This is a genomic window from Pseudomonas sp. Van50 (assembly GCF_055390755.1).
The window spans coordinates 1,550,902-1,575,057 of the sequence record NZ_AP024343.1; the positions used below are offsets into that span (position 1 = coordinate 1,550,902).

The 24,156-nt window shown below is 62.1% G+C and carries 19 protein-coding genes and 1 pseudogene; 13 read left to right on the forward strand and 7 right to left on the reverse strand.

The genetic code is table 11. The features are described 5' to 3' along the window. Positions 1 to 20: 20 nt before the first annotated feature. From ACZ5M5_RS06815 to gap, 6 genes are all read right to left on the reverse strand, one after another. Complete coding sequence (locus ACZ5M5_RS06815) at positions 21 to 464, reverse strand: YbaN family protein (protein ID WP_464738805.1); 444 nt, start codon at positions 462 to 464, stop codon at positions 21 to 23. A 120-nt stretch (positions 465 to 584) separates the two neighbouring features. Beyond that, entirely contained in the window at positions 585 to 1,175 is a 591-nt protein-coding gene (locus ACZ5M5_RS06820; RefSeq protein WP_464738806.1) for a biliverdin-producing heme oxygenase, read from the reverse strand. Positions 1,176 to 1,343: 168 nt separating this feature from the next. Beyond that, positions 1,344 to 3,938: a TonB-dependent receptor gene (locus tag ACZ5M5_RS06825; protein ID WP_464738807.1), complete on the reverse strand. Its 2,595-nt coding sequence runs from the start codon at positions 3,936 to 3,938 to the stop codon at positions 1,344 to 1,346. 118 nt (positions 3,939 to 4,056) lie between these two features. Then, positions 4,057 to 4,962 (reverse strand): FecR family protein, encoded by a 906-nt coding sequence (locus tag ACZ5M5_RS06830; protein WP_103308805.1) that lies wholly within the window; start codon positions 4,960 to 4,962, stop codon positions 4,057 to 4,059. A gap of 128 nt (positions 4,963 to 5,090) precedes the next feature. Beyond that, positions 5,091 to 5,603 carry an RNA polymerase sigma factor gene (locus ACZ5M5_RS06835; RefSeq protein WP_060738876.1) on the reverse strand — a complete coding sequence of 171 codons (513 nt, stop codon included), beginning with the start codon at positions 5,601 to 5,603 and terminating at the stop codon, positions 5,091 to 5,093. Between the two features lie 204 nt (positions 5,604 to 5,807). Continuing rightward, complete coding sequence (gap, locus tag ACZ5M5_RS06840) at positions 5,808 to 6,809, reverse strand: type I glyceraldehyde-3-phosphate dehydrogenase (protein ID WP_047228368.1); 1,002 nt, start codon at positions 6,807 to 6,809, stop codon at positions 5,808 to 5,810. A gap of 230 nt (positions 6,810 to 7,039) precedes the next feature. Here gap and edd point away from each other — a divergent pair, with 230 nt between their 5' ends. The 11 genes and pseudogenes from edd to ACZ5M5_RS06895 all read left to right on the forward strand — a co-directional run bounded on the left by edd (position 7,040) and on the right by ACZ5M5_RS06895 (position 20,793). Further along, entirely contained in the window at positions 7,040 to 8,866 is a 1,827-nt protein-coding gene (edd, locus tag ACZ5M5_RS06845) for a phosphogluconate dehydratase (RefSeq protein ID WP_060738875.1), read from the forward strand. Continuing rightward, positions 8,863 to 9,819 carry a glucokinase gene (locus tag ACZ5M5_RS06850; RefSeq protein ID WP_060738874.1) on the forward strand — a complete coding sequence of 319 codons (957 nt, stop codon included), beginning with the start codon at positions 8,863 to 8,865 and terminating at the stop codon, positions 9,817 to 9,819. The genes edd and ACZ5M5_RS06850 overlap by 4 nt, the downstream gene beginning before the upstream one ends. 187 nt (positions 9,820 to 10,006) lie before the next feature. Next, complete coding sequence (locus ACZ5M5_RS06855; RefSeq protein WP_060738873.1) at positions 10,007 to 10,738, forward strand: response regulator; 732 nt, start codon at positions 10,007 to 10,009, stop codon at positions 10,736 to 10,738. After that, positions 10,728 to 12,196: pseudogene (locus tag ACZ5M5_RS06860) on the forward strand (ATP-binding protein). The gene ACZ5M5_RS06855 and the pseudogene ACZ5M5_RS06860 overlap by 11 nt, the downstream one beginning before the upstream one ends. A gap of 228 nt (positions 12,197 to 12,424) precedes the next feature. After that, on the forward strand, positions 12,425 to 13,684 hold the full coding sequence (locus ACZ5M5_RS06865; protein WP_464738808.1) for a D-mannose isomerase: 1,260 nt from the start codon (positions 12,425 to 12,427) through the stop codon (positions 13,682 to 13,684). Between the two features lie 116 nt (positions 13,685 to 13,800). Beyond that, a complete protein-coding gene (locus ACZ5M5_RS06870; protein ID WP_060738870.1) occupies positions 13,801 to 15,102 on the forward strand; it encodes an ABC transporter substrate-binding protein in 1,302 nt (433 codons plus the stop codon). A gap of 172 nt (positions 15,103 to 15,274) precedes the next feature. After that, positions 15,275 to 16,183, forward strand: a complete 909-nt coding sequence (locus ACZ5M5_RS06875; protein WP_060738869.1) for a carbohydrate ABC transporter permease — start codon at positions 15,275 to 15,277, stop codon at positions 16,181 to 16,183. Then, complete coding sequence (locus ACZ5M5_RS06880) at positions 16,176 to 17,021, forward strand: carbohydrate ABC transporter permease (protein ID WP_003198539.1); 846 nt, start codon at positions 16,176 to 16,178, stop codon at positions 17,019 to 17,021. The genes ACZ5M5_RS06875 and ACZ5M5_RS06880 overlap by 8 nt, the downstream gene beginning before the upstream one ends. Positions 17,022 to 17,023: 2 nt before the next feature. Continuing rightward, positions 17,024 to 18,184, forward strand: coding sequence for an ABC transporter ATP-binding protein (locus tag ACZ5M5_RS06885; RefSeq protein ID WP_060738868.1), 1,161 nt, complete (start codon positions 17,024 to 17,026; stop codon positions 18,182 to 18,184). Between the two features lie 132 nt (positions 18,185 to 18,316). Then, positions 18,317 to 19,663, forward strand: a complete 1,347-nt coding sequence (locus tag ACZ5M5_RS06890; protein WP_464738809.1) for a carbohydrate porin — start codon at positions 18,317 to 18,319, stop codon at positions 19,661 to 19,663. Positions 19,664 to 19,938: 275 nt separating this feature from the next. Beyond that, positions 19,939 to 20,793, forward strand: coding sequence for a D-hexose-6-phosphate mutarotase (locus ACZ5M5_RS06895; RefSeq protein ID WP_464738810.1), 855 nt, complete (start codon positions 19,939 to 19,941; stop codon positions 20,791 to 20,793). Positions 20,794 to 20,922: 129 nt separating this feature from the next. Here ACZ5M5_RS06895 and ACZ5M5_RS06900 read toward each other — a convergent pair whose 3' ends face one another. After that, the gene (locus ACZ5M5_RS06900; protein WP_170842276.1) at positions 20,923 to 21,783 is read right to left on the reverse strand and encodes a MurR/RpiR family transcriptional regulator; all 861 of its coding nucleotides are present in this window, start codon (positions 21,781 to 21,783) and stop codon (positions 20,923 to 20,925) included. A 196-nt stretch (positions 21,784 to 21,979) separates the two neighbouring features. Between ACZ5M5_RS06900 and zwf the strand changes: the two genes are divergently transcribed. After that, complete coding sequence (gene zwf / locus ACZ5M5_RS06905; protein WP_464738811.1) at positions 21,980 to 23,449, forward strand: glucose-6-phosphate dehydrogenase; 1,470 nt, start codon at positions 21,980 to 21,982, stop codon at positions 23,447 to 23,449. After that, on the forward strand, positions 23,436 to 24,149 hold the full coding sequence (gene pgl, locus ACZ5M5_RS06910; RefSeq protein ID WP_103310900.1) for a 6-phosphogluconolactonase: 714 nt from the start codon (positions 23,436 to 23,438) through the stop codon (positions 24,147 to 24,149). The genes zwf and pgl overlap by 14 nt, the downstream gene beginning before the upstream one ends. Positions 24,150 to 24,156: the final 7 nt, after the last annotated feature.

Below are 24,156 nucleotides of genomic sequence, written 5' to 3' on the forward strand. Positions count from 1 at the left end.
TACGAGAGGGCGATCATAGATCAAAAATCCGTTGGGGGCCGCTTTGCGGCCCAGCGGGAGCAAGCGCCCTCGCCACAAGTGCCCTGTGCCTGTTCCGGCCGCGACCAGATCCACAGGTTGCCCAGGCCCATGCCCGCGAGCGCCAGGTAAACCGGCCAACCGTGTTCGAGCATCACCAGCATCAGCCCGGCACACAGCAGCATGCTGACGGTGGCACCCACCTTGGTCCGGCGCGGGATGACCTTGCCATTGCGCCAGTTGTGCAGCATCGGCCCGAACAACCGATGGCTCTCCAGCCAGGCGCTCAGGCGCGGCGAACTGCGGGTCGCGGCCCAGGCGGCCAGCAGGATGAATTCGGTGGTCGGCAGGCCGGGCACGACGAGGGCGACCAGGCCGATGGCCAGGCTGGTGTAGGCGAGCAGGGCGAAGAGCAGTTGGGTGAGTTTGGAGGGCGTGCGGCTCATGTACTTCTATCCGACATGCACTTTACCTTGTGGGAGCGAGCTTGCTCGCGATAGCGGTGTATCAGGTGGCCAATAAGGTGGCTGAAAGTCCGCCATCGCGAGCAAGCTCGCTCCCACAGATCAAGCCGGCTCGGCCGCATAAGCCTGTTCCAGCAGTACGGTAAAGCGGTTGAAAGCATCCAGCGCGCCTTTATCCGCTTCGGCTTCCTGCTGTTCGGTGAAGGCCAGGCCGTCGAGGGTGCGGGTGAAGGTTTTCCAGCCTTCGGCGCGCCCGCCGGCAGGCTCCGCCAGGTGCCGGGCGCCGAAGGTTTCGCTCAGCCCCAGGCCCACGGCACGCTTGATCAGGAACGCGGCGCCGAGCTTGGAACCTTCGGAGACGAACAACCAGCCCAGGGCTTCGGCCTGGGTCGGTTTGTTCACCGCACCGGCCACCGGCGCCGGGACTTCGGTGTCCAGGTCGGCGAGATCCGCCTTGGCTGCGTCGGCCCGGCAACGGGCCGGCAGGTCGGGAATCAGGGCGGACAGCTCGGCGTCGTTGTACAGCGCCACCAGTTCCGACTGGAACAGGTACTGGGCGAGGACGAAACGGGCGAAGCTGGCCGGGGTTTCGAACGGGGCGTGGGCCTTGACCAGGGCGTCGAGCTTGCTGTGAGGCTCGTGGGTGATCTGGTTCAGGCGTTGGGAACGTGAAGCGGGACGTTGTGTGGTCATGAACAATTCCTTTGAATTAGATCGCTGTGGCGAGGGCTGTGGGAGCAAAGCTTGCTCGCGAAACAGGCGCCTCGATCTCTGAAAGAGCGCATCGCCTTCATCGCGGGCAAGCCTTGCTCCCACATGACTCTCCTCGCCACAGGTGTTTGTGTTGCCTGGGAAATCGGGTCAGATATCCCAGATCAGGTTCACCGCGAAGTTACGCCCGGGCGCGGTCAGGCGATCGAGGTTGGCGGGGCTCAGCACGGCCGCTTCGCCGACGCTGTCGTAGCCGCGCACGTCATCCCACAGCCAGTATTTCTTGTCGGTGAGGTTGTAGAGGCCGCCACTGACGGTCACGTCGCGGGTCACCTTGTAGAAACCCGTCAGGTCGAGGATGCCGAAGCCTGGCGTCTTGAACTGGCTGCTCACGCCATCGGGCGAGTTGAAGTTGCTGTCGTCGACGCGGTCCTTTTTCTTGACCAGGGTCCAGCTGAGCAAGGTGCCGAACTGCTGCTGGTCGTAGCCCAGGCCAAACACGCCGGTGAGCGGGTTGACGCTGTTGAGCGGCTCGCCGGTGTCGTTGTTGCGACCGTAGGCGTAGGCCACCGAACCTTGGGTGTACAGGCCCTTTGGCGCGCCCAGCACGTCCAGGTCCAGACGTCCCTTGACTTCGGCACCCTTGATGGTGGCGTGCTTGATGTTGTTGCTCTGGAAGGTCAACTGGTCGGCACCGGGGGTGATGGCGTCCTCGTTGATGAAGTCGCGGTACTTGTTGTAGAACACCGCCACGTCGAACGAACCGGAGTCGAAGCGGCCGCGCAGGCCGGTCTCGTAGCCCTGGCTTTTTTCCGCTTCCAGGTCGGCGTTGGGCTCCACGCTATAGCCAGCGCCAGGGTTGTCGAAACGGCCATACAGGGCCTTGGCGGTCGGGGTGCGGAAACCCTCGGCGTACTGCCCGTACCAGGTGTACTGGTCGGTCAGGGCATAGGTCACGCCGAATTTCGGCGAGACGCGGTGCCAGGTCTTGTTCTTGTCGCTGACCTCACCACCACTGGTGGGGTCCACGGTGTTGAGGAATTCCTCGGTCAGGTGCGGCTTGAGCTGGGTGTAGTCGTAGCGCAGGCCAGGCGTGAAGGTCCATTTGTCCCAACTGATCTGGTCCTGGACGAACAGGGCGTAGCTGTTGATGGTCGGGTCCGGGAAGTCACTGGCTTTTGCCAGCACGTCCCGGGTGCTGATGGCGCCCACCGCAGAGCAACCGACACCCACCGCCAGGCACACGCCATTGCCGCTGCGCGAGCCGGTGACTTTCTGTTGCTTGATCGTGGTGCCGTAGGTCAGCGCGTGATCGGTGTCGGCGATGCTGAAGGCCTTGTCCAGTTGCGCATCGAAGACCCACTGCTTTTCTTCGTAGAGGGTATCCCGGGTGCGCAGGACCTGGCGGGTGATCGGGAAATAGAACTCGGCGGTGCTCTGGTCGGTCTTGGCGACCTGGTGATTCAGGCTCCACTTGATGTGATCGGCCAGCAAGCTGTCGAGGGCGAAGCTGTGCTCCAGGCCGAAGCGCTCGCGGGTGATGGTGTCGTTGCCGGTGCGCCACTGGTACATGCCGCCAGGCAGTACAAAATCGGGGATCGCCGGTTGGCCGTTGGCGTAAGGGCCGCCGTAGGCGCTTTTCAGGTCGCTGTCGCGGTCGTCCTTGTATTTCTCGTAGACCAGGCCAAGGCGTGCGTCATCGCTGTAGTTCCAGCCGAGCTTGGCCAGCACGTTGTTGGCGCGCACGTCTTCCGGGTTGGCGGCGGTGCGGTCCAGGCCGGTGCCGTTGTGGCTGCCGTAGGATTCGGTTTCGTGACCGTCGCGCTGGCTGTAGTGCAGCAGGCCATCGAATGGGCCGCTGCGGCCGGCGACGGTGGCGGACTTGAGCCAGCTCTCGTCGGCGGAGCTGTAGCCGGTCTTCAGGCGGGCGCCAACGTCCTGGCCGGGCTTGATGATGTCGTCCGGATCGAGGGTGAAGTAGCTGACGGCACCGCCAATGGCATTGCTGCCGTACAGCACCGAGGCCGGACCGCGGAGGATTTCCACGCGCTTGATGATTTCCGGGTCGACGTAATTGCGCTGGGTCTTGGCGTAGGGGCCGTTGAAGAAACCGCCGGGTACTTCCACGCCGTCGACCTGGGTCAGGATCCGGTTGCCGTCGATGCCGCGAATGTTATAGCCGCTGATGCCGCCGCGCTGGCCCGCACCGCCCACCGACACGCCCGGTTCATAGCGCACCAGGTCCTTGAGAGTATTGACGTTGTTGCGGTCCAGTTCCTGGCGGTCGTGGACGGTGACCGTGCTGGGTACGCTGGTGATGTCCTGTTCCTGGCGGGTGGCGCTGATGGTCACCTGTTGCAGCTCCATCGTGCTGCCGCTGCTGCGCTTTTCCAGCACGATGCTGTTGTCGCCCAGCTTGCGATAGCCCAGCTGGGTCCCCACCAACAGGCGCTCCAGGGCTTTTTCAGGCGGCAGCGAGCCGTTCACCCCTGGCGAGGCGACGCCTTCGGCCAGTTCCGCCGGCATGCCGACTTGCCAGCCGGTGACCGCGGTGAATGCATTCAAGGCCGAGACCAGTGGCTGTCGGGCGATGGCGAAGGTGTAGTCGCCCATGTTGCGGGCAGGGGGCTGCACGGCGGTGGCAGCCAGGGCGAGCGGCGCGGTGCCGGCCATCAGGATGGCGGCGGTGAGCAATGACAGCGTGCAAGAGGGGGCAAGAAACCGGCAAGTAAGGCGAGAGGACATCGATAGCGCTCCGTGTCGCATCTGTTATAGGTGCAGATCGCATCGCTGGATGCGAATCAATTGCATTGGCTATAACGAGACGAACCAGCGGAGCCTATCGAGTAAAAATAATTCTCATTTAGTTCAAGATCACCAGCGCTGGGAATTCCTGAAGCCGCGCCGAGGTGATATGGGCCAGGGAGCGGACCACGTCCAGCGGCTGATCGAGGCGGTAATTGCCGGTCACCGCGACATTGGCCAGCTGTTCGTTACTGTTGATGATCCAGCCGGGGTAGTAGCGGCGCAGCTCGGCCAGTACTTGGCTCAGCGGCCGGTTCTCGAACACCAGCCGACCCTGGACCCAGGCCAGGTCGGTGTTGGCATCGAGACGGGCCGGGCGGTCGAAGCCATTGGGGCCGATGCGGATACTCTCTCCGGCCGACAGCCGCACATGGGTGTCGTTGCGGTTGGCCCGCAGATCCACATCACCGCGCTGCACCTGGACTTGGGCCACGCCGTCGAGGTAACGCACGGCGAACGTGGTGTCGCTGACGCTGGCGGTGACCGGGCCGGCGTCGATTTCCAGCGGCAGGGTACGGTTGCCCGGGACTTCGAAGAAGGCCTCGCCCTTGTACAAGCGGGCCACGTACCGTTGTTCGTTGAACGTGCTGGAGAACGCCGAGTCGGTGTTGAGCAGAACCTTGGAGCCGTCTTCCAATTGCAGGCGCTGGCGTTCACCGACCACGGTCAGGTGATCGGCCTGCAAGCGCAGGGGCAGGTCGCTGAAGTTGAACAGGCCGAGAAACAACACGGCGGCGGTGGCCAGGGGTTTCCAGTGGGCACGCAGGCGCGACAGCGCGGTGACCTTGGGCGCGGTTTCAAGTCGACGGGCACTGGCCATCACCTGTGGGCCATTCCAGATCGCGTGGGCCCGGGCGAAGGCCTCGCCATGACGTGGATCGGCCGCCAGCCAGGCCTGGAACTGCCGCGTCTGTTCCTCGCTGGGGCTGTCCAGCAGGATCAGCCAGTCCAGCGCCTGCTCCATGGCATGGGCGGTTTCCGGCGTCGGCGCAGGAGAAGGGGAGTTGTCCGTCACGGTGGGTTCTCGTATTAGCGGCCAGCACAAGCTACAAGCCGCAGGCAGTAGGAGGCAAGCCTGTGCGCAACGTGAAACTATAGACTGCGTTCAGCCACACCCACACAGATCGCCATGATCAGTTTCAGTTCCTTTTGCACCGTGCTCAGGGACACGCTCAGCCGTTCGGCGATTTCCTGGTAACTGTGGCCATGCAGGCGGTTGAGGATGAAGATCTGCCGTTGTCGCGGGCTCAGGGCCTGCAGGCTGACATTCAGGCGCTCGAGCAGTTGCTGGGCATGGGCGGCGTCCTCGGCGCTGCTCTGGGGGGCGACGACGTTTTGGACGACTTCCAGCGGCACGTCATCCAGCAGGGTTCGGGCCTGGATGCGCCGGGCACGCAAATGGTCCAGCGCCAGGTTGCGGGCGGTCTGGAAAACAAAGGGTTCGAGGTGCTCGACCGTGCGTTCGGCCAGTGCACGGGTGACACGCAGGTAGGTTTCCTGAAGCAGGTCTTCGGCGGTACTGGGGTTGCTGACCATGCGCTCGAGGGTGCGCAGCAGCGGCGTGCGCTGGGCGAGGAAGACGTGATGAAAGCGCGATTGACTCACGGTAGGGCCCGATCCGGTTCGAGTGGATGATAATGCTTATCATCTACGTTGCGGGTCAAGCCTTGATTCATTTCACGAGTGTGAACCCTTGTGGGAGCGAGCTTGCTCGCGATGATGGCGTGTCAGTCGCCATCGATGTTGGCTGATACACCGCTATCGCGAGCAAGCTCGCTCCCACAGAAAGGCTCAATACTGCCGTGTCAGTTATTCGGCGTTACACAACGCCAGGCAGTTATCCAGCATGCGGTTGGAGAAACCCCATTCGTTGTCATACCAGGCCAGTACCTTGAGCAGCTTGCCGCTGGCCTTGGTGTGGTTGGCGTCGAAGATCGACGACAGCGGGTTGTGGTTGAAATCGCTGGAGACCAGCGGCAGGGTGTTGTAGCCGAGGATCTTCGAATGCTGGCTGGCCTGGCGCAGCAGTTCGTTGACTTCCTCGGCCGACGCTTCGCGCTTGAGCTGCACGGTGAGGTCCACCAGCGAGACGTTGATCACCGGTACGCGCACCGCCATGCCGGTCAGCTTACCGGCCAGTTCCGGCAGCACCAGGCCCACCGCTTCGGCGGCGCCGGTCTTGCTCGGGATCATGTTCTGCGTGGCCGAGCGAGCACGGTACGGGTCGCTGTGGTAGACGTCGGTCAGGTTCTGGTCGTTGGTGTAGGCATGGATGGTGGTCATCAGGCCGCTTTCGATGCCCAGCTCGCGGTGCAGCACCTGGGCCACCGGGGCCAGGCAGTTGGTGGTGCACGAAGCGTTGGAGATGATCTGGTGGGACTGGCGCAGGATGTCGTGGTTCACGCCATACACGACGGTGGCATCGGCGCCCTTGGCCGGGGCCGAGATGATCACCTTGCGGGCGCCGGCGCTGATGTGGGCGGCGGCCTTGGCGCGGTCGGTGAACAGACCGGTGCATTCGAACACAACGTCGATCTTCTCGGCCGCCCAAGGCAGTTCGGCCGGGTTGCGGATGGCGCTGACCGAGATGCGGTCGCCATTGACCGTCAGGCTTTCGTGATCGTGCTGGACGTCGGCGTCGAAGGTGCCATGCACGGTGTCGAACTTGAGCAGATGGGCATTGATTGCACTGTCGCCCAGGTCGTTGATGGCGACGATCTGCAGGTCGCGACGATAGCCTTGGGTATACAGTGCACGGAGGACGTTGCGGCCGATGCGGCCAAAACCATTGATTGCGATTCGAAGAGTCATTAACTGCGCCGCCGTCGATTTGTTGTTGGAATTACAAGATTATTCGCATAAAAATAGAAAACAAGCCTTTTTAGTGGCAATATTTTGTTTTATCTACAACGAGTGACCTGAATCAACTGGTCCGAATGGTCAAAAACCGTCTGTCGCCTCGCCTTCCACACAGCGCGCAGCGGGCTTTTGACCAGCATAGACAATCAGGTCGCCACACCCGTTAGCCTGGAGTTCTACACATGCATCCCCGCGTTCTTGAGGTCACCGAACGGCTTATCGCCCGCAGCCGCGCCACGCGTCAGGCTTACCTTGCATTGATCCGTGATGCCGCCAGCGACGGTCCGATGCGCGGCAAGCTGCAGTGCGCCAACTTCGCTCACGGCGTGGCCGGTTGCGGCACCGAAGACAAACACCACCTGCGGATGATGAACGCCGCCAACATCGCCATCGTGTCGTCCTATAACGACATGCTCTCGGCCCACCAGCCCTACGAAACCTTCCCGGAACAAATCAAGAAAGCCCTGCGCGAGATTGGCTCGGTCGGCCAGTTCGCCGGAGGCACGCCGGCGATGTGCGACGGCGTGACCCAGGGCGAGGCGGGGATGGAACTGAGCCTGCCGAGCCGCGAAGTGATCGCGCTCTCCACGGCTGTGGCGCTGTCCCACAACATGTTCGACGGCGCACTGATGCTCGGCATCTGCGACAAGATCGTCCCGGGCCTGATGATGGGCGCGCTGCGCTTCGGTCACTTGCCGACGATCTTCGTGCCAGGCGGGCCGATGGTCTCGGGCATTTCCAACAAGGAAAAAGCCGACGTGCGCCAGCGCTACGCCGAAGGCAAGGCCACCCGCGAAGAGCTGCTGGAATCGGAGATGAAGTCCTACCACAGCCCCGGCACCTGCACCTTCTACGGCACCGCCAACACCAACCAGTTGCTGATGGAAGTGATGGGCCTGCACTTGCCGGGCGCCTCGTTCGTCAACCCGAACACGCCGCTGCGCGATGCCCTGACCCGTGAAGCGGCGTTCCAGGTGACGCGCATGACCAAGCAAAGTGGCAATTTCATGCCTATCGGCGAAATCGTCGACGAGCGCTCGCTGGTCAATTCCATCGTTGCGCTGCACGCCACCGGCGGTTCCACCAACCACACCCTGCACATGCCGGCCATCGCCATGGCAGCGGGTATCCAGTTGACCTGGCAAGACATGGCCGACCTCTCCGAGGTGGTGCCGACCCTGAGCCACGTCTACCCGAACGGCAAGGCCGACATCAACCACTTCCAGGCGGCCGGCGGCATGTCGTTCCTGATCCGTGAGTTGCTGGAAGCCGGCTTGCTGCATGAAAACGTCAACACCGTGCTCGGTCATGGCCTGAGCCGCTACACCCAGGAACCGTTCCTGGAGGATGGCGAGTTGGTGTGGCGCGACGGCCCGATCGAAAGCCTCGACGAAAACATCCTGCGTCCGGTGGCTCGCGCCTTCTCGCCAGAAGGTGGGTTGCGCGTGATGGAAGGCAACCTGGGTCGTGGGGTGATGAAGGTCTCGGCCGTGGCCCTGGAAAACCAGATTGTCGAAGCCCCGGCCATGGTCTTCCAGGACCAGCAGGACCTGGCGGACGCGTTCAAGGCCGGCCTGTTGGAAAAGGATTTTGTCGCGGTGATGCGCTTCCAGGGCCCGCGCTCCAACGGCATGCCGGAGCTGCACAAGATGACGCCATTCCTGGGTGTTTTGCAGGACCGTGGCTTCAAAGTGGCGCTGGTGACCGACGGGCGCATGTCCGGCGCGTCGGGGAAAATCCCGGCGGCCATTCATGTCAGCCCCGAAGCTTATGTCGGTGGTGCGTTGGCCCGGGTGCAGGAGGGCGATATCATCCGTGTCGATGGCGTCAAAGGCACCTTGGAATTGAAGGTGGACGCCGAGGAATTCGCCGCGCGCACGCCGGCCAAGGGCCTGTTGGGCAACAACATCGGCACTGGTCGCGAGCTGTTCGGTTTCATGCGCATGGCCTTCAGCTCGGCGGAGCAGGGCGCCAGCGCCTTCACTTCTGCCCTGGAGACGCTTAATTGAAACTGGCTTTGGTCGGTGACATCGGTGGGACCAACGCACGCTTCGCGCTGTGGAAAGACCACACCCTGGAAAACATCCAGGTGCTGGCAACGGCGGATTACGCCTGCCCGGAAGATGCCATCCAGGTGTACCTGGGCGGTCTGGGCCTGAAACCGGGCGCCATCGGTTCGGTGTGCCTGTCGGTGGCCGGTCCCGTGAGCGGCGATGAGTTTCGCTTTACCAACAATCACTGGCGCCTGAGCAATCTGGCGTTCTGCAAGACCCTGCAGGTGGAGAAGCTGTTGCTGGTCAACGACTTCTCGGCCATGGCCTTGGGCATGACCTGCTTGCGTCCCGATGAGTACCGGGTCGTGTGCGAAGGCACCCCGGAGCCGATGCGTCCGGCGGTGGTGATCGGGCCGGGCACCGGGCTGGGCGTCGGCACGCTGCTGGACCTGGGTGAGGGCCGTTTCGCCGCGTTGCCGGGGGAGGGCGGCCATGTCGACCTGCCCATGAGCAGCCCGCGGGAAACCCAGCTGTGGCAGCACATCTACAACGAGATCGGCCACGTCAGCGCCGAAACCGCCTTGAGCGGCAGCGGTTTGCCTCGGGTGTACCGGGCCATTTGCGCAGTGGACGGCCATGTGCCGGTACTCGACACCCCCGAATCCATCACCGCGGCCGGCTTGGCCGGCGACCCCATCGCCCTGGAAGTGCTCGAGCAGTTCTGCCGCTGGCTGGGGCGCGTGGCCGGCAACAACGTGTTGACCCTGGGCGGACGCGGCGGCGTCTACATCGTCGGTGGCGTGGTCCCGCGTTTTGCCGATTTCTTCCTCGAAAGCGGTTTCGCCCGCTGCTTCGCCGACAAGGGTTGCATGAGCGATTACTTCAAGGGCATTCCGGTCTGGCTGGTGACCGCGCCATACTCCGGCCTGATGGGCGCCGGCGTGGCGTTGGAGCAATCCGCCGCCTAAGGTTCGATAGGTACCCCACCCCTGTGGGAGCGAGCTTGCTCGCGATGATGGAGTGGCAGTCGCCATTGAGGTTGACTGTTGCACCGCTATCGCGAGCAAGCTCGCTCCCACAGAGTTTTTGTGGTGTGTTTGTAGGCCTTGTCCATCAGGCATAATCGCCCCAATCCAAACAACAAGGACGAGGCCCGTGAGTTCAGTAAACAAATCGATTTTGTTGGTCGACGACGACCAGGAGATTCGCGAACTGCTGGACACCTACCTCAGCCGTGCGGGGTTCCAGGTGCGGACCACGCCCGACGGCGCCGGGTTTCGCCAGGCGTTTAACGATGCGCCGAGCGACCTGGTGATCCTCGATGTGATGCTGCCCGATGAAGACGGCTTCAGCCTTTGCCGCTGGGTTCGCCAGCACCCACGCCAGGCTCATGTGCCGATCATCATGCTCACCGCCAGTTCCGACGAGGCCGATCGGGTCATCGGCCTTGAGCTGGGCGCCGATGATTACCTGGGCAAGCCGTTCAGCCCGCGTGAGTTGCAGGCGCGCATCAAGGCGCTGCTGCGCCGGGCGCAATTCGGCCAGGAGCGCTCCGGCGGTGAAGTGCTGGCCTTCGATGAATGGCGGCTGGACATGGTCAGCCATCGGCTGTTCCACACCGACGGTGAAGAAGTGATTCTCTCCGGCGCCGACTTCGCCCTGCTCAAGCTGTTTCTCGATCATCCCCAGGAAATCCTCGACCGCGACACCATCGGCAATGCGACCCGTGGTCGTGAGCTGATGCCCCTGGACCGGATCGTCGACATGGCGGTCAGTCGCCTGCGCCAGCGCCTGCGTGACACCGACAAACCACCGCGGCTGATTCGCACGGTGCGTGGCAGCGGTTATCAACTGGCGGCCAGTGTGGTTGCCAGCAATGGGCATTGACTGGATCAGGAAAATCGCCCGGCGGGTACCGGTACCGCGCTCGTTGCTGGGCCGCATGCTACTGCTGACCTTGCTGGTGGTGTTGTTCGCCCAGACCCTGTCCAGCCTGATCTGGGTCTCGCAACTGCGCGCCACCCAGCTCGAAGGCCTGATCACCAGCGCCCGTAGCCTGGCCCATTCGATGACCGCCAGCGTCAGTTACTTGCGTTCGCTGCCGGTGGCGTACCGGCCATTGGTGCTGGACCAACTGCGCAGCATGGGCGGTACGCGGTTCGTCGTCACCCTCAACGACAAGCCCCTGGGCATGGACGTGCTGCCGGTGACGCCGCGCAAGCAGGCGGTGCTCAAGGCCGTGGATGAAGTGCTGCGTCGCTCCTTGGGCACTAACGCCGACATCTCGGTGACGTTTGTCAGCCCCGACGACCTGCGGATTTTCAACGCCGGGCTCAAGCTCGATGAACTGCCCCGTTCGTGGGCCCACTACGCCCTGACGCTGGAACCGGTGAATCCGCCGGTGCTGGTCACGCAGATCCAGATGGCGCCGGGGGAATGGCTGTACATCGCCTCGTTGCTGCCCGAACCCTACACCAGCCTCGAAGAACAAGACCTGCCCAAGCAACAGGTCGGTTTCATCGTGCTCACCAGCAGCCTGTTGTTGCTGTTCATCGGTTTGCTGGTGCACTGGCAGAGCCGGCCCCTCAAGCGTTTGGCCCGGGCCGCGCGCGACATGTCCCTGGGGGCCGAAGTGGAACCGGTGGCCGAGGGCGGTGGCAGCGAAGTGGTGGAAGTGGGGCGAGCGTTCAATGCCATGCGCGAACGCATCAGCCGTTACCTGACGGAGCGCAGCCAGTTGTTCAGCGCGATTTCCCACGACTTGCGCACACCGATCACTCGATTGCGGCTGCGGGTCGAGCTGCTGGAGGACGAAAACCTGCAAGCCAAGTTCGGCCGTGACCTGGATGAGCTGGAGCTGCTGGTCAAAGGCGCGCTGCAATGCGTCAAGGACACCGACATCCACGAAAACATCGAGCCGGTGGACCTCAACCATGTGCTCGATTGCCTGGTCGAACCCTACCTGGCGCCCAACGGCAACGGCCGGGTGACCCAGGATGGCCGGGCGCTGGCGCCGTATCCCGGCAAGCCGCTGGCCCTCAAGCGCTGCATCGGCAACCTGATCGACAATGCCTTGAAATACGGACAGAACGCCCACCTGCACATCGATGACGATGAAACCGCGTTCATCCTGCACGTCGACGACGAAGGGCCGGGTGTGCCGGAGCAGCGCCTGGAGCAAGTCTTCGAACCGCACTTCCGCCTCGCCGGGCAACAGCAGGGCTATGGCCTGGGCTTGGGCATCGCCCGCAACATCGCCCACAGCCATGGGGGGAGGTGAGCCTGCAAAACCTGCGTGAGGGTGGGTTGCGGGTGACCTTGCAGTTGCCTCGCAGTGTGGATTGATCAGACCGCGTCATCGTTCATCGCGAGCGAGCTCGCTCCCACACGGGATCTTCGGCGTTCACAAAACCCCTGTGGGAGCGAGCTCGCTCGCGATGACGCCAGTCGTCCCAACCCATCTCTCCCAGTCAAATGTCACGAGTCGGTGACATAGCTCGCCCCTTTCGTTACCTGCCACCCGCCATCCCTTGTTTAGACTCCCTGCGTCAAAACAACAAAAAAGGTACCCCGATGGACACCTTCCAACCGGCCTTCAGCAGTTGGCTGAATGCCCCTGCCCACCAGCAATGGCTTGCCGCCGAAGGCTTGCGGCTGCTGGCGTTCGCCAAGGCCTCGAAGCTGCCGGACGGCTTTGGCAACCTGGATGAGCTTGGGCGCCTGCCGGCCGATGCCCGGGCCGAAACCATGAACACCGCGCGCATGACCCACAGCTTCGCCATGGCTCACATCCAGGGCCTGCCGGGTTTTGCCGAGTTGGTGGACCACGGCATCCAGGCACTCAATGGCCGTTTGCGCGACGCCGAGCACGGTGGCTGGTTCGCCACGACGCGGCCTGATGAAGACGGTGCTGGCAAGGCGGCCTACCTGCATGCATTCGTTGCCCTGGCGGCCAGTTCCGCAGTGGTGGCCCAGCGTCCTGGCGCTGCGGCGTTGCTGGACGAAGCGGTGCGGATCATCGATGAGCATTTCTGGTGTGAGGAGGAGGGCGCGTTGCGCGAATCCTTCAACCGCGACTGGAGCGAGGAAGAGGCCTATCGCGGCGCCAACAGCAACATGCACGCCACTGAAGCCTTCCTGGCCCTGGCCGATGCCACCGACGATCCTCGTTGGCTGGTTCGTGCCCTGCGTATCGTCGAGCGGGTGATCCACGGCCATGCCGCCGCCAACGACTACCTGGTGGTGGAGCATTTCGACCGCCACTGGCAGCCGCTGCGCGAATACAACCAGGACAATCCTGCCGATGGTTTCCGCCCCTATGGCACCACCCCCGGCCACGGTTTCGAATGGGCGCGGCTGCTGCTGCACCTTGAAGCCGCACGGGTCCAGATCGGCATGCTGACCCCGGGATGGCTGGCCCAGGACGCGCAAAAACTCTTCGACCAGAACTGCCGCCATGGCTGGGACGTCGATGGCGCGCCGGGCATTGTCTACACCCTGGACTGGGACAACCGCGCCGTGGTTCGCCACCGCCTGCATTGGGTCCACGCCGAAGCGGCGGCGGCTGCCAGCGCCTTGCTCAAACGTACCGACGAGGCGAAGTACGAAGCCTGGTACCGGTGCTTCTGGGAATTCTGCGACAAACATTTCATCGATCGCTGCAACGGCAGCTGGCATCACGAGCTCGATCCGCAAAACCGTCCCAGCGCCGATATCTGGCCGGGCAAGCCGGACCTGTATCACGCCTGGCAGGCGGTCCTGATCCCGCGCCTGCCCCTGGCACCGAGCATGGCGTCAGCCCTGGCGCGGTTATCCAGCCCAGCGCCTGTGTAACCATGTCGTGACATTTGCACGTCCCTTCGTTACCTGCGAAGGGATTCCCTCTGATTAGAATCCATGCAGCGCAAGCACCAGACTTGCATGCATAACAACAAGAAAGGTAATTCTAGATGAATGCGATTTCTCGCCTCGCTACTGTCATTTCTCTTGCTTCCCTGCTTCCCGTCGCAGCCTTCCCTGTCACTACCCTTGCCGCCGAATCCAAAGGTTCCGTGGAAGTCGTCCACTGGTGGACGTCGGGTGGTGAAAAAGCCGCGGTCGATGTGCTCAAGGCCCAGGTAGAGAAAGACGGCTTTACCTGGAAGGACGGCGCTGTCGCCGGTGGTGGCGGTTCCACTGCCATGACCGTGCTCAAGAGCCGTGCCGTGGCCGGCAACCCACCGGGTGTCGCCCAGATCAAGGGCCCGGACATCCAGGAATGGGCGTCCACCGGGCTGCTCGACACCGACATCCTCAAGGACGTTGCCAAGGCCGAGAAGTGGGACAGCCTGCTCGACAAGAAAGTCTCCGATACCGTGAAGTACGACGGTGACTACGTCGCCGTGCCGGTGAACATCCACCGCGTCAACTGGCTGTGGATCAACCCGGAAGTCTTCAAGAAAGCCGGTATCACCAAGAACCCGACCACCCTCGAAGAATTCTACGCGGCCGGCGACAAGCTCAAGGCCGCGGGCTTCATTCCGCTCGCCCACGGTGGCCAGCCTTGGCAGGACAGCACTGTGTTCGAAGCCGTGGTGCTCTCGGTGATGGGTGCAGATGGCTACAAGAAGGCCCTGGTCGACCTGGACAACAAGGCCCTGACCGGTCCGGAAATGGTCAAGGCCCTGACCGAACTCAAGAAAGTCGCGACCTACATGGACGCCGATGGCAAGGGCCAGGACTGGAACCTGGAAGCGGCCAAGGTCATCAACGGCAAGGCCGGCATGCAGATCATGGGTGACTGGGCCAAGAGCGAGTGGACCGCGGCGAAGAAAGTCGCCGGCAAGGACTACGAGTGCGTGGCCTTCCCGGGCACCGACAAGGCCTTCACCTACAACATCGACTCCCTGGCGGTGTTCAAGCAGAAGGACGCGGGCACCGCGGCCGGCCAGCAGGATATCGCCAAGGTCGTGCTGGGTGAGAACTTCCAGAAAGTTTTCAGCATCAACAAAGGCTCGATCCCGGTGCGCAACGACATGCTGGGCGACATGGCCAAGTACGGTTTCGATTCCTGCGCCCAGACCGCGGCCAAGGACTTCCTGACGGACGCCAAGTCCGGCGGCCTGCAACCGAGCATGGCGCACAACATGGCGACCACGCTGGCGGTACAGGGTGCGTTCTTTGACGTGGTGACCAACTACATCAACGACCCGAAAGCCGACCCGGCCGATGCTGCCAAGAAACTGGGCGCAGCGGTTCAGTCTGCCAAGTAATTTGCGCCGCGGTCCCTTGTGGGAGCGAGTCTGTGGGAGCAAAGCTTGCTCGCGATGAACGATAACGCGGTCATTAGAAAGACCGAGGCGCCTTCATCGCGAGCACGCTCAGCTCCCACACAAGCTCGCTCCCACAAAGGGATGCCCTTGTAACCTTGTTTTGGATCTTCCCATGAGTTCTGTCGCTGTGTTCAGCAAGGCCTCGCCGTTCGATGCATTACAGCGTTGGCTCCCGAAACTGGTGCTGGCGCCGAGCATGTTCATCGTTCTGGTGGGCTTCTATGGCTATATCTTGTGGACCTTCGTCCTGTCGTTCACCACCTCGACGTTCTTGCCGAACTACAAATGGGCCGGCCTGGCGCAATACGCCCGGCTGATGGACAACGACCGCTGGTGGGTGGCGAGCAAGAACCTGGTGCTCTTTGGTGGCATGTTCATCGGCATCACCCTGGTGATCGGCGTGCTGCTGGCGGTGTTTCTCGACCAGCGCATTCGTCGCGAAGGTTTCATCCGCACCATTTACCTGTACCCGATGGCGCTCTCGATGATCGTCACCGGTACGGCCTGGAAATGGCTGCTCAACCCGGGCATGGGCCTGGACAAATTGTTGCGTGACTGGGGTTGGGAAGGCTTCCGCCTGGACTGGCTGATCGACCCGGACCGCGTGGTGTACTGCCTGGTGATCGCGGCGGTGTGGCAGGCCTCGGGCTTCATCATGGCGATGTTCCTGGCCGGCCTGCGGGGTGTCGATCAATCGATCATCCGTGCCGCGCAAATCGATGGCGCGAGCATGCCGCGCATCTACTGGAAAGTGGTGCTGCCGAGCCTGCGCCCGGTGTTCTTCAGCGCCGTGATGATCCTGGCGCACATCGCGATCAAGAGCTTCGACCTGGTGGCGGCGATGACGGCCGGTGGCCCGGGTTATTCCTCCGACCTGCCAGCGATGTTCATGTATTCCTTCACCTTCAGTCGCGGCCAGATGGGCATGGGTTCGGCCAGCGCAATCCTGATGCTCGGTGCGATCCTCGCAATCATCGTGCCTTACCTGTACTCCGAGCTGAGGACCAAGCGTCATGACTAGTCTCGCTGCCAAACCTTCCATCAGCCTGAGTCGCATCGCGATCTACGCGGTGCTGATCCTCGCCGTACTGCTTTACCTGGTGCCATTGGTGGTCATGTTGCTGACCAGCTTCAAGACGCCGGAAGACATCAGCACCGGCAACCTGCTGAGCTGGCCGACCGTGGTCAGCGGCATCGGCTGGGTCAAGGCCTGGGCCACGGTGGACGGCTACTTCTGGAACTCGATCAAGATCACCGTCCCGGCGGTGCTGATCTCTACCGCCATCGGTGCCTTGAACGGCTACGTGTTGTCGATGTGGCGCTTTCGCGGTTCGCAGTTGTTCTTCGGCCTGTTGCTGTTCGGGTGCTTCCTGCCGTTCCAGACGGTCCTGCTGCCGGCCTCGTTCACCCTCGGCAAGATGGGCCTGGCCAGCACCACCACGGGCCTGGTGTTCGTGCACGTGGTCTACGGCCTGGCGTTCACCACACTGTTCTTCCGTAACTACTACGTGAGCATTCCCGATGCACTGGTGAAGGCGGCGCGACTGGACGGTGCGGGTTTCTTCACCATCTTCCGGCGGATCATCCTGCCGATGTCCACCCCGATCATCATGGTGTGCCTGATCTGGCAGTTCACGCAGATCTGGAACGACTTCCTGTTCGGCGTGGTGTTCTCCAGCGGTGATTCGCAGCCCATCACAGTGGCGCTGAACAACTTGGTCAACACCAGTACCGGGGCCAAGGAATACAACGTGGACATGGCGGCGGCGATGATCGCCGGGCTGCCGACCCTGCTGGTCTATGTGGTCGCAGGCAAGTATTTCGTGCGCGGCCTGACGGCCGGCGCAGTCAAGGGGTAATCATGGCAACGCTTGAACTTCGCAACGTAAACAAGACCTATGGTGCCGGCCTGCCGGACACCCTGAAGAACATCGAGTTGTCGATCAAGGACGGTGAGTTCCTGATCCTCGTCGGACCTTCGGGCTGCGGCAAGTCGACGCTGATGAACTGCATCGCCGGCCTGGAGACCATTACCGGCGGCGCGATCATGATCGGTGACCAGGATGTCAGCGGCATGAGCCCGAAGGATCGTGACATCGCCATGGTGTTCCAGTCCTACGCGCTGTACCCGACCATGAGCGTGCGCGAGAACATCGAGTTCGGCCTGAAAATCCGCAAGATGAACCAGTCGGCCATCGACGAAGAAGTCAACCGCGTGGCCAAGTTGCTGCAGATCGAGCACCTGCTCAATCGCAAGCCCGGCCAGCTTTCCGGCGGCCAGCAACAGCGCGTGGCCATGGGCCGGGCGCTGGCGCGGCGGCCGAAGATCTACCTGTTCGACGAACCGCTGTCCAACCTCGACGCCAAGCTGCGGGTCGAGATGCGCACTGAAATGAAACTGATGCACCAGCGCCTGAAGACCACCACGGTCTACGTGACCCACGACCAGATCGAAGCCATGACCCTGGGCGACAAAGTGGCGGTGATGAAGGACGGGATCATCCAGCAATTCGGCACCCCGAAAGACATCTACACCAACCCGGCCAACCTGTTCGTGGCGAGCTTCATCGGTTCGCCGCCGATGAACTTCATCCCGCTGCGCCTGCAACGCAAGGACGGTCGCCTGCTGGCGCTGCTCGACAGCGGCCAGGCCCGTTGCGAACTGCCGATGGGCATGCAGGACGCGGGCCTGGAAGACCGCGAAGTGATCCTGGGCATGCGCCCGGAGCAGATCATGCTGGCGGGCAGCGAGCCCAATGGCTTGCCGACCATTCGCGCCGAAGTGCAGGTCACCGAGCCTACCGGGCCGGACACCCTGGTGTTCGTCAGCCTCAACGACACCAAGGTTTGCTGCCGCCTGGCACCCGACGTGGCGCCGCAAGTCGGGGAGACCCTGACGCTGCAATTCGATCCATCGAAAGTGCTGCTGTTCGATGCCCAGTCCGGCGAACGCCTGGGCGTGGCCGGCCAGCCGCAAACAGATGCCCGGACTGCAAACGTAGCGCAGTTCAAGGGGCGGTGAAGAATAAGTGTGGGAACAGGTTCGCTCCCACAGGAAAGGAGTATGCGGTGGATGGGGACATTCGCCGCAATCGTTGTAAACCGCGTTAGATAAAAACAGTTAATAACAATAAATAAAGACGAGGATGTAGGGATGAAAAAGAAAAACAACGCCCAGCTTATCTGCCAGTTGTCAGCCGTTGCGGCGATGATGCTGGCCGGTAGCGCACACGCAGCCGACGCGTTCAGCGCCGACTCGAAGTGGATGACGGGCGATTGGGGCGGTGAACGGACCAAGCTGATCGAGCAAGGTATCGATATCAAGGCTGACTTTGTCGGGGAGATGGGTGCCAACCTCCACGGCGGCTACAACGATGACAAGACCGCGCGCTGGTCCCAGCAGTTTGGCCTGGGCGTCGCGCTCGATCTGGAGAAGCTGGCGGGCTGGGGCGATACGGAAGCCAAGATCCAGTTCACCCGGCGTGACGGTCGCAACATCTCCAACGACCGTATTGGTGATCCACGTGCCGGTACCCTCAGTTCTTCCCAGGAAGTCTGGGGGCGTGGGCAAACCACTCGTCTGACCCAGTTGTGGATCAAACAGAAATACTTCGACAGCAAACTGGATGTCAAAGCCGGTTACTTCGGTGAGGGCGAAGACTTCAACACCTTCCCGTGCGAGTTCCAGAACCTGGCGTTCTGCGGTTCACAAGCGGGTAACTGGGCGACCGGCATCTGGTACAACTGGCCGATCATGCAGGCGGCGATTCGCGTCAAATACAACCTCACGCCTGAGCTCTATGTGCAAATCGGTGCGTACAACCAGAACCCTTCGCAACTGGAAAACAAGAACCGCTACAAGCTCAGCGGCAGCGGTACCAAGGGTACCCTCATTCCCGTCGAGCTGGTCTGGTCACCCAACATCAATAGCCTGCCGGGCGAGTACCGTGTCGGTTACTACAAAAGTACGGCCAAGGCCGATGACGTCCGTGAGGACGACAATGGCAACGACGCCGCGACCACCGGCAACGCCTATCGCAGCCACAGCAGCAAGGACGGCTACTGGTTCGTCGCGCAACAACAACTCACTACCCACAACGGTGATGCTTCGCGCGGCCTGAACATCGCGGCCAACGCCACCTTCCATGACAAGGAAACCAACGTCGTCGACAACTACCAGTCGCTGATGTTCGTGTACAAGGGACCGTTCGATGCACGTCCAAAAGACGATGTCGGCATCGGTTTCTCCCGGATCCATGTCAACGAAGATGTGAAGAAAAACTCTGAACTGGTCAACGCCGCCAATGGCGTCAGCGACTACGATAATCCGCTGTTCGCGCCGTTGCGTGACACCGAGTACAACTACGAGGTCAACTACGGTTTCCACGTGACCAACTGGCTGACCGTGCGTCCGAACCTGCAGTACATCACTCACCCAGGTGGTGTTGATGAAGTCGACAACGCGCTGGTGGCCGGCCTGAAAATTCAGTCGGTGTTCTAACGCTGTTGCGATAAGCTCCTCTCTATGTGCGCATATTTGCGGACGGCCAAGGCTGTCCGCTTTTTTTTGGGGAGCACGTTGGGGTGCATGGGGAGCCTGTGGCGAGGGAGCTTGCGGTGGGAGCAAAGCTTGCTCGCGACACAGGCGCCTCGGTTCCAGGGCAAACCGCGTCAGCTTCGTCGCGGGCAAGCCTTGCTCCCACAGCAAGCTCCCTCGCCACAAAAAAGAAGAGTCGTACACAGTTGAGTATTGAATGATTTCCAGGACCGCGGCCCATGCATGAGCATCCGCTACAACGCTTTTTCAGATCCTTGCGCGAACGCCCGGTATTCGCGTGGGAGCGCTATCGGCAACGCGATGTGTTGGTGATCGATCACCCATTGTGCCAGGCGGTGTTCAGTCGCCAGGGCGCGCAGTTGCTGCACTTCCAGCCGCGAGGCCAGAAGCCCTGGTTGTGGTGCGCGGCCAAATGGCCACACGTCGGTGCGATCCGTGGCGGAGTACCGGTGTGCTGGCCGTGGTATGGCCGTCATCCCAGCGAAAACGCCTGGCCGTCCCATGGTTGGGCGCGGTTGATCGATTGGAAGCTGCTCGACAGCCGCAGTGATGAAGACGGTGTGCATCTGCACTGGCAACTGCAATTGTGCGACTGGCAAGTGGACTTGTACGCCGACCTGGGTGAGCGCATGGAACTGCGCTTGAGCACCGAGCACCAGGACAGCCTGCCGTGCCAGTTGAGCCAGGCCTTGCACGCCTATTGGCGTATCGGTGACGTCGGTGAGGTAGCGCTGTCTGGGCTTGAAGGTGCCCAGGGTTATGACCAGTTGAGCCGTGCGGTTTGCCAGCAGGAAGGCGAGTTGCGGGTCGAGGGCGGCTGCCAGCGGGTGTTCCAGCATGAGGGTGAATTGCAGCTCAAGGATCATGCCTGGCAGCGCGAATTGCGCATCGACACCGGCGACAGTGCCGACACCGTGGTCTGGCATCCCGGCACGCGGCCGTTGCTGGGGGTGAGTTGGGATGAGGTCAGCGAATTCGTCTGTGTCGAAGCGGCCAGTGGCGGTACCGACAGCCTGTGCCTGGCGCCGGGGGAGCGGGCGCATTTGAGTTTGCAGGCGTGGGTAGGGGCTTGATGCAGGGGGCAGGGTGGTGGGTGAGGCTGCTGGCCCCATCGCGAGCAAGCTCGCTCCCACACAAAACCCATGTGGGAGCGAGCTTGCTCGCGATGACGGACGATCAGGCGGCGAGGATTCTGGATCGAATCAGTTGAACTCATCCCCCACCGGATACCGACTGGCATTCAGGCTTTCCTTGATCTTGCGCAGATGCGGCTGGAAGTCCACGCCCCGACGCAGGGTCATGCCGGTGGCGAGCACGTCCAGTACGGTGAGTTGGATGATCCGCGAGGTCATCGGCATGTAGATGTCAGTGTCTTCGGGCAGGGGGATGTTCAGGCTCAGGGTGCTGGCCTTGGCCAGCGGCGAGCCTTCGGCAGTCAGGCCCAGCACCGACGCGCCGTTTTCCCGGGCGATGCGCGCCACTTCCACCAGCTCGCGGGTGCGACCGGTGTAGGAAATGATCACGAACAGCTCGCCGGTATGGGCCACCGACGCAATCATGCGCTGCATCAGGACGTCGGCGTGAGCGGTCACTGCCAGGTTGAAGCGGAAAAACTTGTGTTGGGCATCCAGGGCCACCGGGGCGGAGGCGCCGAGGCCGAAGAAGTGGATCTGCCGGGCCTGGATCAGCAGGTCCACGGCGCGACTGATCAAATTGGGATCAAGGGCCTGGCAGGCGCTGTCCAATGAGGCAATGGCACTGCCAAAGATCTTGCGGGTATAGGCTTCCGGGTTGTCATCGGCTTCTACCGCGCGGCTGACATAAGCGGCGCCGCTGGCCAGGCTCTGGGCCAATTGCAATTTGAGTTCCGGATAACCGCTGACGCCGAACGAGCGGCAGAAACGGTTGACGGTCGGTTCGCTGACCGAAGCCGCCTGGGCGAGGGCGGCGATGCTGAAGCGGGTCGCCTGCTGCGGGTTGAGCAGGATGATCTCGGCCACCTTGCGTTCGGCCTTGTTCAGGTCTTCAAGGCGACTCTGGATCTGTTCCAGTAAGTTTCGCACGCGGTCCATACAAGATTCCTAGGAAGACGGGTCTTTGATACGACCCTTTGCGGTGGCCTATCCTACTGATGGCTCCGACGGACCACCACTCGGAATCGGTATTTTCGAAAAATGTTGTGGTTATTACTACATTTTTCCTTGAGTGATACCTTGAAAAAAGGTATTTGTAGTTTAACTTGATAAAAGAACAAACATCATGCCTTCGATTACGGTTGAACCGTGCACCTTTGCCTTGTTCGGCGCGTTGGGCGATCTGGCCTTGCGCAAGCTCTTTCCTGCCCTGTACCAGCTCGATGGCGCCCAATTGTTGCACGAGGACACGCGGATCATCGCGCTGGCCCGTGAGCCCGGCGGTGAGCAGCAGCACCTGGCATTCATCGCCGCCGAGCTGCGCCGTTATGTTGGCGAAAAAGACCTGGACGAAGCCGTACTCGAGCGCTTCCTGGCACGTTTGACCTACCTGCACGTGGATTTCCTCAAGGCCGACGATTATGTCGCCCTGGCCGAAGTGGCCGGTTCGACCCAGCAGGTCATTGCCTATTTCGCCACCCCGGCGGCGGTGTATGGGGCGATCTGCGAGAACCTGGCGAAGGTCGGCTTGAGCGAAAACACCCGGGTGGTGCTGGAGAAACCCATTGGCTCGGACCTGGAGTCGTCGCGCAAGGTCAACGACGCCGTGGCGCAGTTCTTCCCGGAGAACCGTACCTATCGCATCGACCATTACCTGGGCAAAGAGACGGTGCAGAACCTGATCGCCCTGCGGTTCGCCAACAGCCTGTTCGAAACCCAGTGGAACCAGAACTACATTTCCCACGTGGAAATCACCGTGGCCGAGAAGGTCGGTATCGAAGGCCGCTGGGGCTATTTCGACAAGGCCGGCCAACTGCGGGACATGATCCAGAACCACCTGCTGCAGCTGCTGTGCCTGATTGCCATGGACCCACCGGCCGACTTGTCCGCCGACAGCATCCGTGACGAGAAGGTCAAGGTGCTCAAGGCCCTCGCGCCGATCAGCCCGGAAGGCTTGACCACCCAGGTGGTGCGCGGCCAGTACATCGCCGGCCACAGCGAGGGCAAGTCGGTGCCTGGCTACCTCGAAGAACCCAATTCCAACACCCAGAGCGACACCGAGACGTTCGTCGCCCTGCGCGCCGACATCCGCAACTGGCGTTGGGCCGGGGTGCCGTTTTACCTGCGTACCGGCAAGCGCATGCCGCAGAAGCTGTCGCAGATCGTCATCCACTTCAAGGAACCGTCCCACTACATCTTCGCGCCCGAGCAGCGTTTGCAGATCAGCAACAAGCTGATCATCCGCCTGCAACCGGACGAAGGGATTTCCTTGCGGGTGATGACCAAGGAGCAGGGCCTGGACAAGGGCATGCAATTGCGCAGCGGTCCGCTGCAACTCAACTTCTCCGACACTTATCGCAGCGCACGGATTCCCGATGCCTACGAGCGGTTGTTGCTGGAAGTCATGAACGGCAATCAGAACCTGTTTGTCCGTAAAGATGAAATCGAAGCCGCGTGGACGTGGTGTGACCAGTTGATTGCCGGGTGGAAAAAATCCGGCGATGCGCCCAAGCCGTATGCGGCGGGGTCCTGGGGGCCGATGAGCTCCATTGCACTGATCACGCGGGATGGGAGGTCATGGTATGGCGATATCTGAAGTGAAACTGCCCCAGGGCGTCAGCGCCCATGAATTCAAGAACCCGGTGCTGCTGGCCGAAGGCCTGGCGCTGAACGTGGCCGAGCAGTTGCGCAATGCGATCGATGCCCGCGGCACGGCGACCCTGGTGGTGTCCGGTGGCCGCAGCCCGGTGGCGTTTTTCCAGCACTTGGCCAAGCAGGCGCTGGACTGGTCCAAGGTGGTGGTCAGCCTGGCCGATGAGCGCTGGGTGCCGGTTGAACACGCCGACAGCAACGCTGGCTTGCTCAAGCGTTACCTGTTGCAAGGTGCGGCGGCCAAGGCCCAGTTCTTGAGCCTCTACAGCGCCAGCGCTCACCTGGAAGCGGCGGCCGAGCAGGCCGATCGTTTGCTGGCCGAGCTGCCGCCCATCGACGTGCTGGTATTGGGCATGGGCGATGACGGGCATACCGCTTCGCTGTTCCCCGGCAGCCCGAACCTGGCCCAAGCCCTGGACGCCAATGGCGCACGCCGCTGCTGGCCGATGCTGGCACCGACCGTGCCGCACCAGCGCTTGACCATGAGCCGCGCCTTGCTGGCTTCGGCGCAACACAAAGTGTTGTCGATTTCCGGTCAGTCGAAATTGACCACCCTGAACGCTGCGGTGGCAGGTGACGATGTCGCCGAAATGCCGATCCGTGCGTTTTTGCAACCTACGTTAGAGATTTACTGGTGCCCATGAACCAAGG

What these genes read in the sequence shown, in the direction of transcription:
- ACZ5M5_RS06815 (WP_464738805.1), bottom strand. Translation starts at nt 464, where the DNA reads ATGAGCCGCACGCCCTCCAAACTCACCCAACTGCTCTTCGCCCTGCTC.
- ACZ5M5_RS06820 (WP_464738806.1), bottom strand. Translation starts at nt 1,175, where the DNA reads ATGACCACACAACGTCCCGCTTCACGTTCCCAACGCCTGAACCAGATC.
- ACZ5M5_RS06825 (WP_464738807.1), bottom strand. Translation starts at nt 3,938, where the DNA reads ATGTCCTCTCGCCTTACTTGCCGGTTTCTTGCCCCCTCTTGCACGCTG.
- ACZ5M5_RS06830 (WP_103308805.1), bottom strand. Translation starts at nt 4,962, where the DNA reads ATGGAGCAGGCGCTGGACTGGCTGATCCTGCTGGACAGCCCCAGCGAG.
- gap (WP_047228368.1), bottom strand. Translation starts at nt 6,809, where the DNA reads ATGACTCTTCGAATCGCAATCAATGGTTTTGGCCGCATCGGCCGCAAC.
- edd (WP_060738875.1), top strand. Translation starts at nt 7,040, where the DNA reads ATGCATCCCCGCGTTCTTGAGGTCACCGAACGGCTTATCGCCCGCAGC.
- ACZ5M5_RS06865 (WP_464738808.1), top strand. Translation starts at nt 12,425, where the DNA reads ATGGACACCTTCCAACCGGCCTTCAGCAGTTGGCTGAATGCCCCTGCC.
- ACZ5M5_RS06870 (WP_060738870.1), top strand. Translation starts at nt 13,801, where the DNA reads ATGAATGCGATTTCTCGCCTCGCTACTGTCATTTCTCTTGCTTCCCTG.
- ACZ5M5_RS06875 (WP_060738869.1), top strand. Translation starts at nt 15,275, where the DNA reads ATGAGTTCTGTCGCTGTGTTCAGCAAGGCCTCGCCGTTCGATGCATTA.
- ACZ5M5_RS06880 (WP_003198539.1), top strand. Translation starts at nt 16,176, where the DNA reads ATGACTAGTCTCGCTGCCAAACCTTCCATCAGCCTGAGTCGCATCGCG.
- ACZ5M5_RS06885 (WP_060738868.1), top strand. Translation starts at nt 17,024, where the DNA reads ATGGCAACGCTTGAACTTCGCAACGTAAACAAGACCTATGGTGCCGGC.
- ACZ5M5_RS06890 (WP_464738809.1), top strand. Translation starts at nt 18,317, where the DNA reads ATGAAAAAGAAAAACAACGCCCAGCTTATCTGCCAGTTGTCAGCCGTT.
- ACZ5M5_RS06895 (WP_464738810.1), top strand. Translation starts at nt 19,939, where the DNA reads ATGCATGAGCATCCGCTACAACGCTTTTTCAGATCCTTGCGCGAACGC.
- zwf (WP_464738811.1), top strand. Translation starts at nt 21,980, where the DNA reads ATGCCTTCGATTACGGTTGAACCGTGCACCTTTGCCTTGTTCGGCGCG.
- pgl (WP_103310900.1), top strand. Translation starts at nt 23,436, where the DNA reads ATGGCGATATCTGAAGTGAAACTGCCCCAGGGCGTCAGCGCCCATGAA.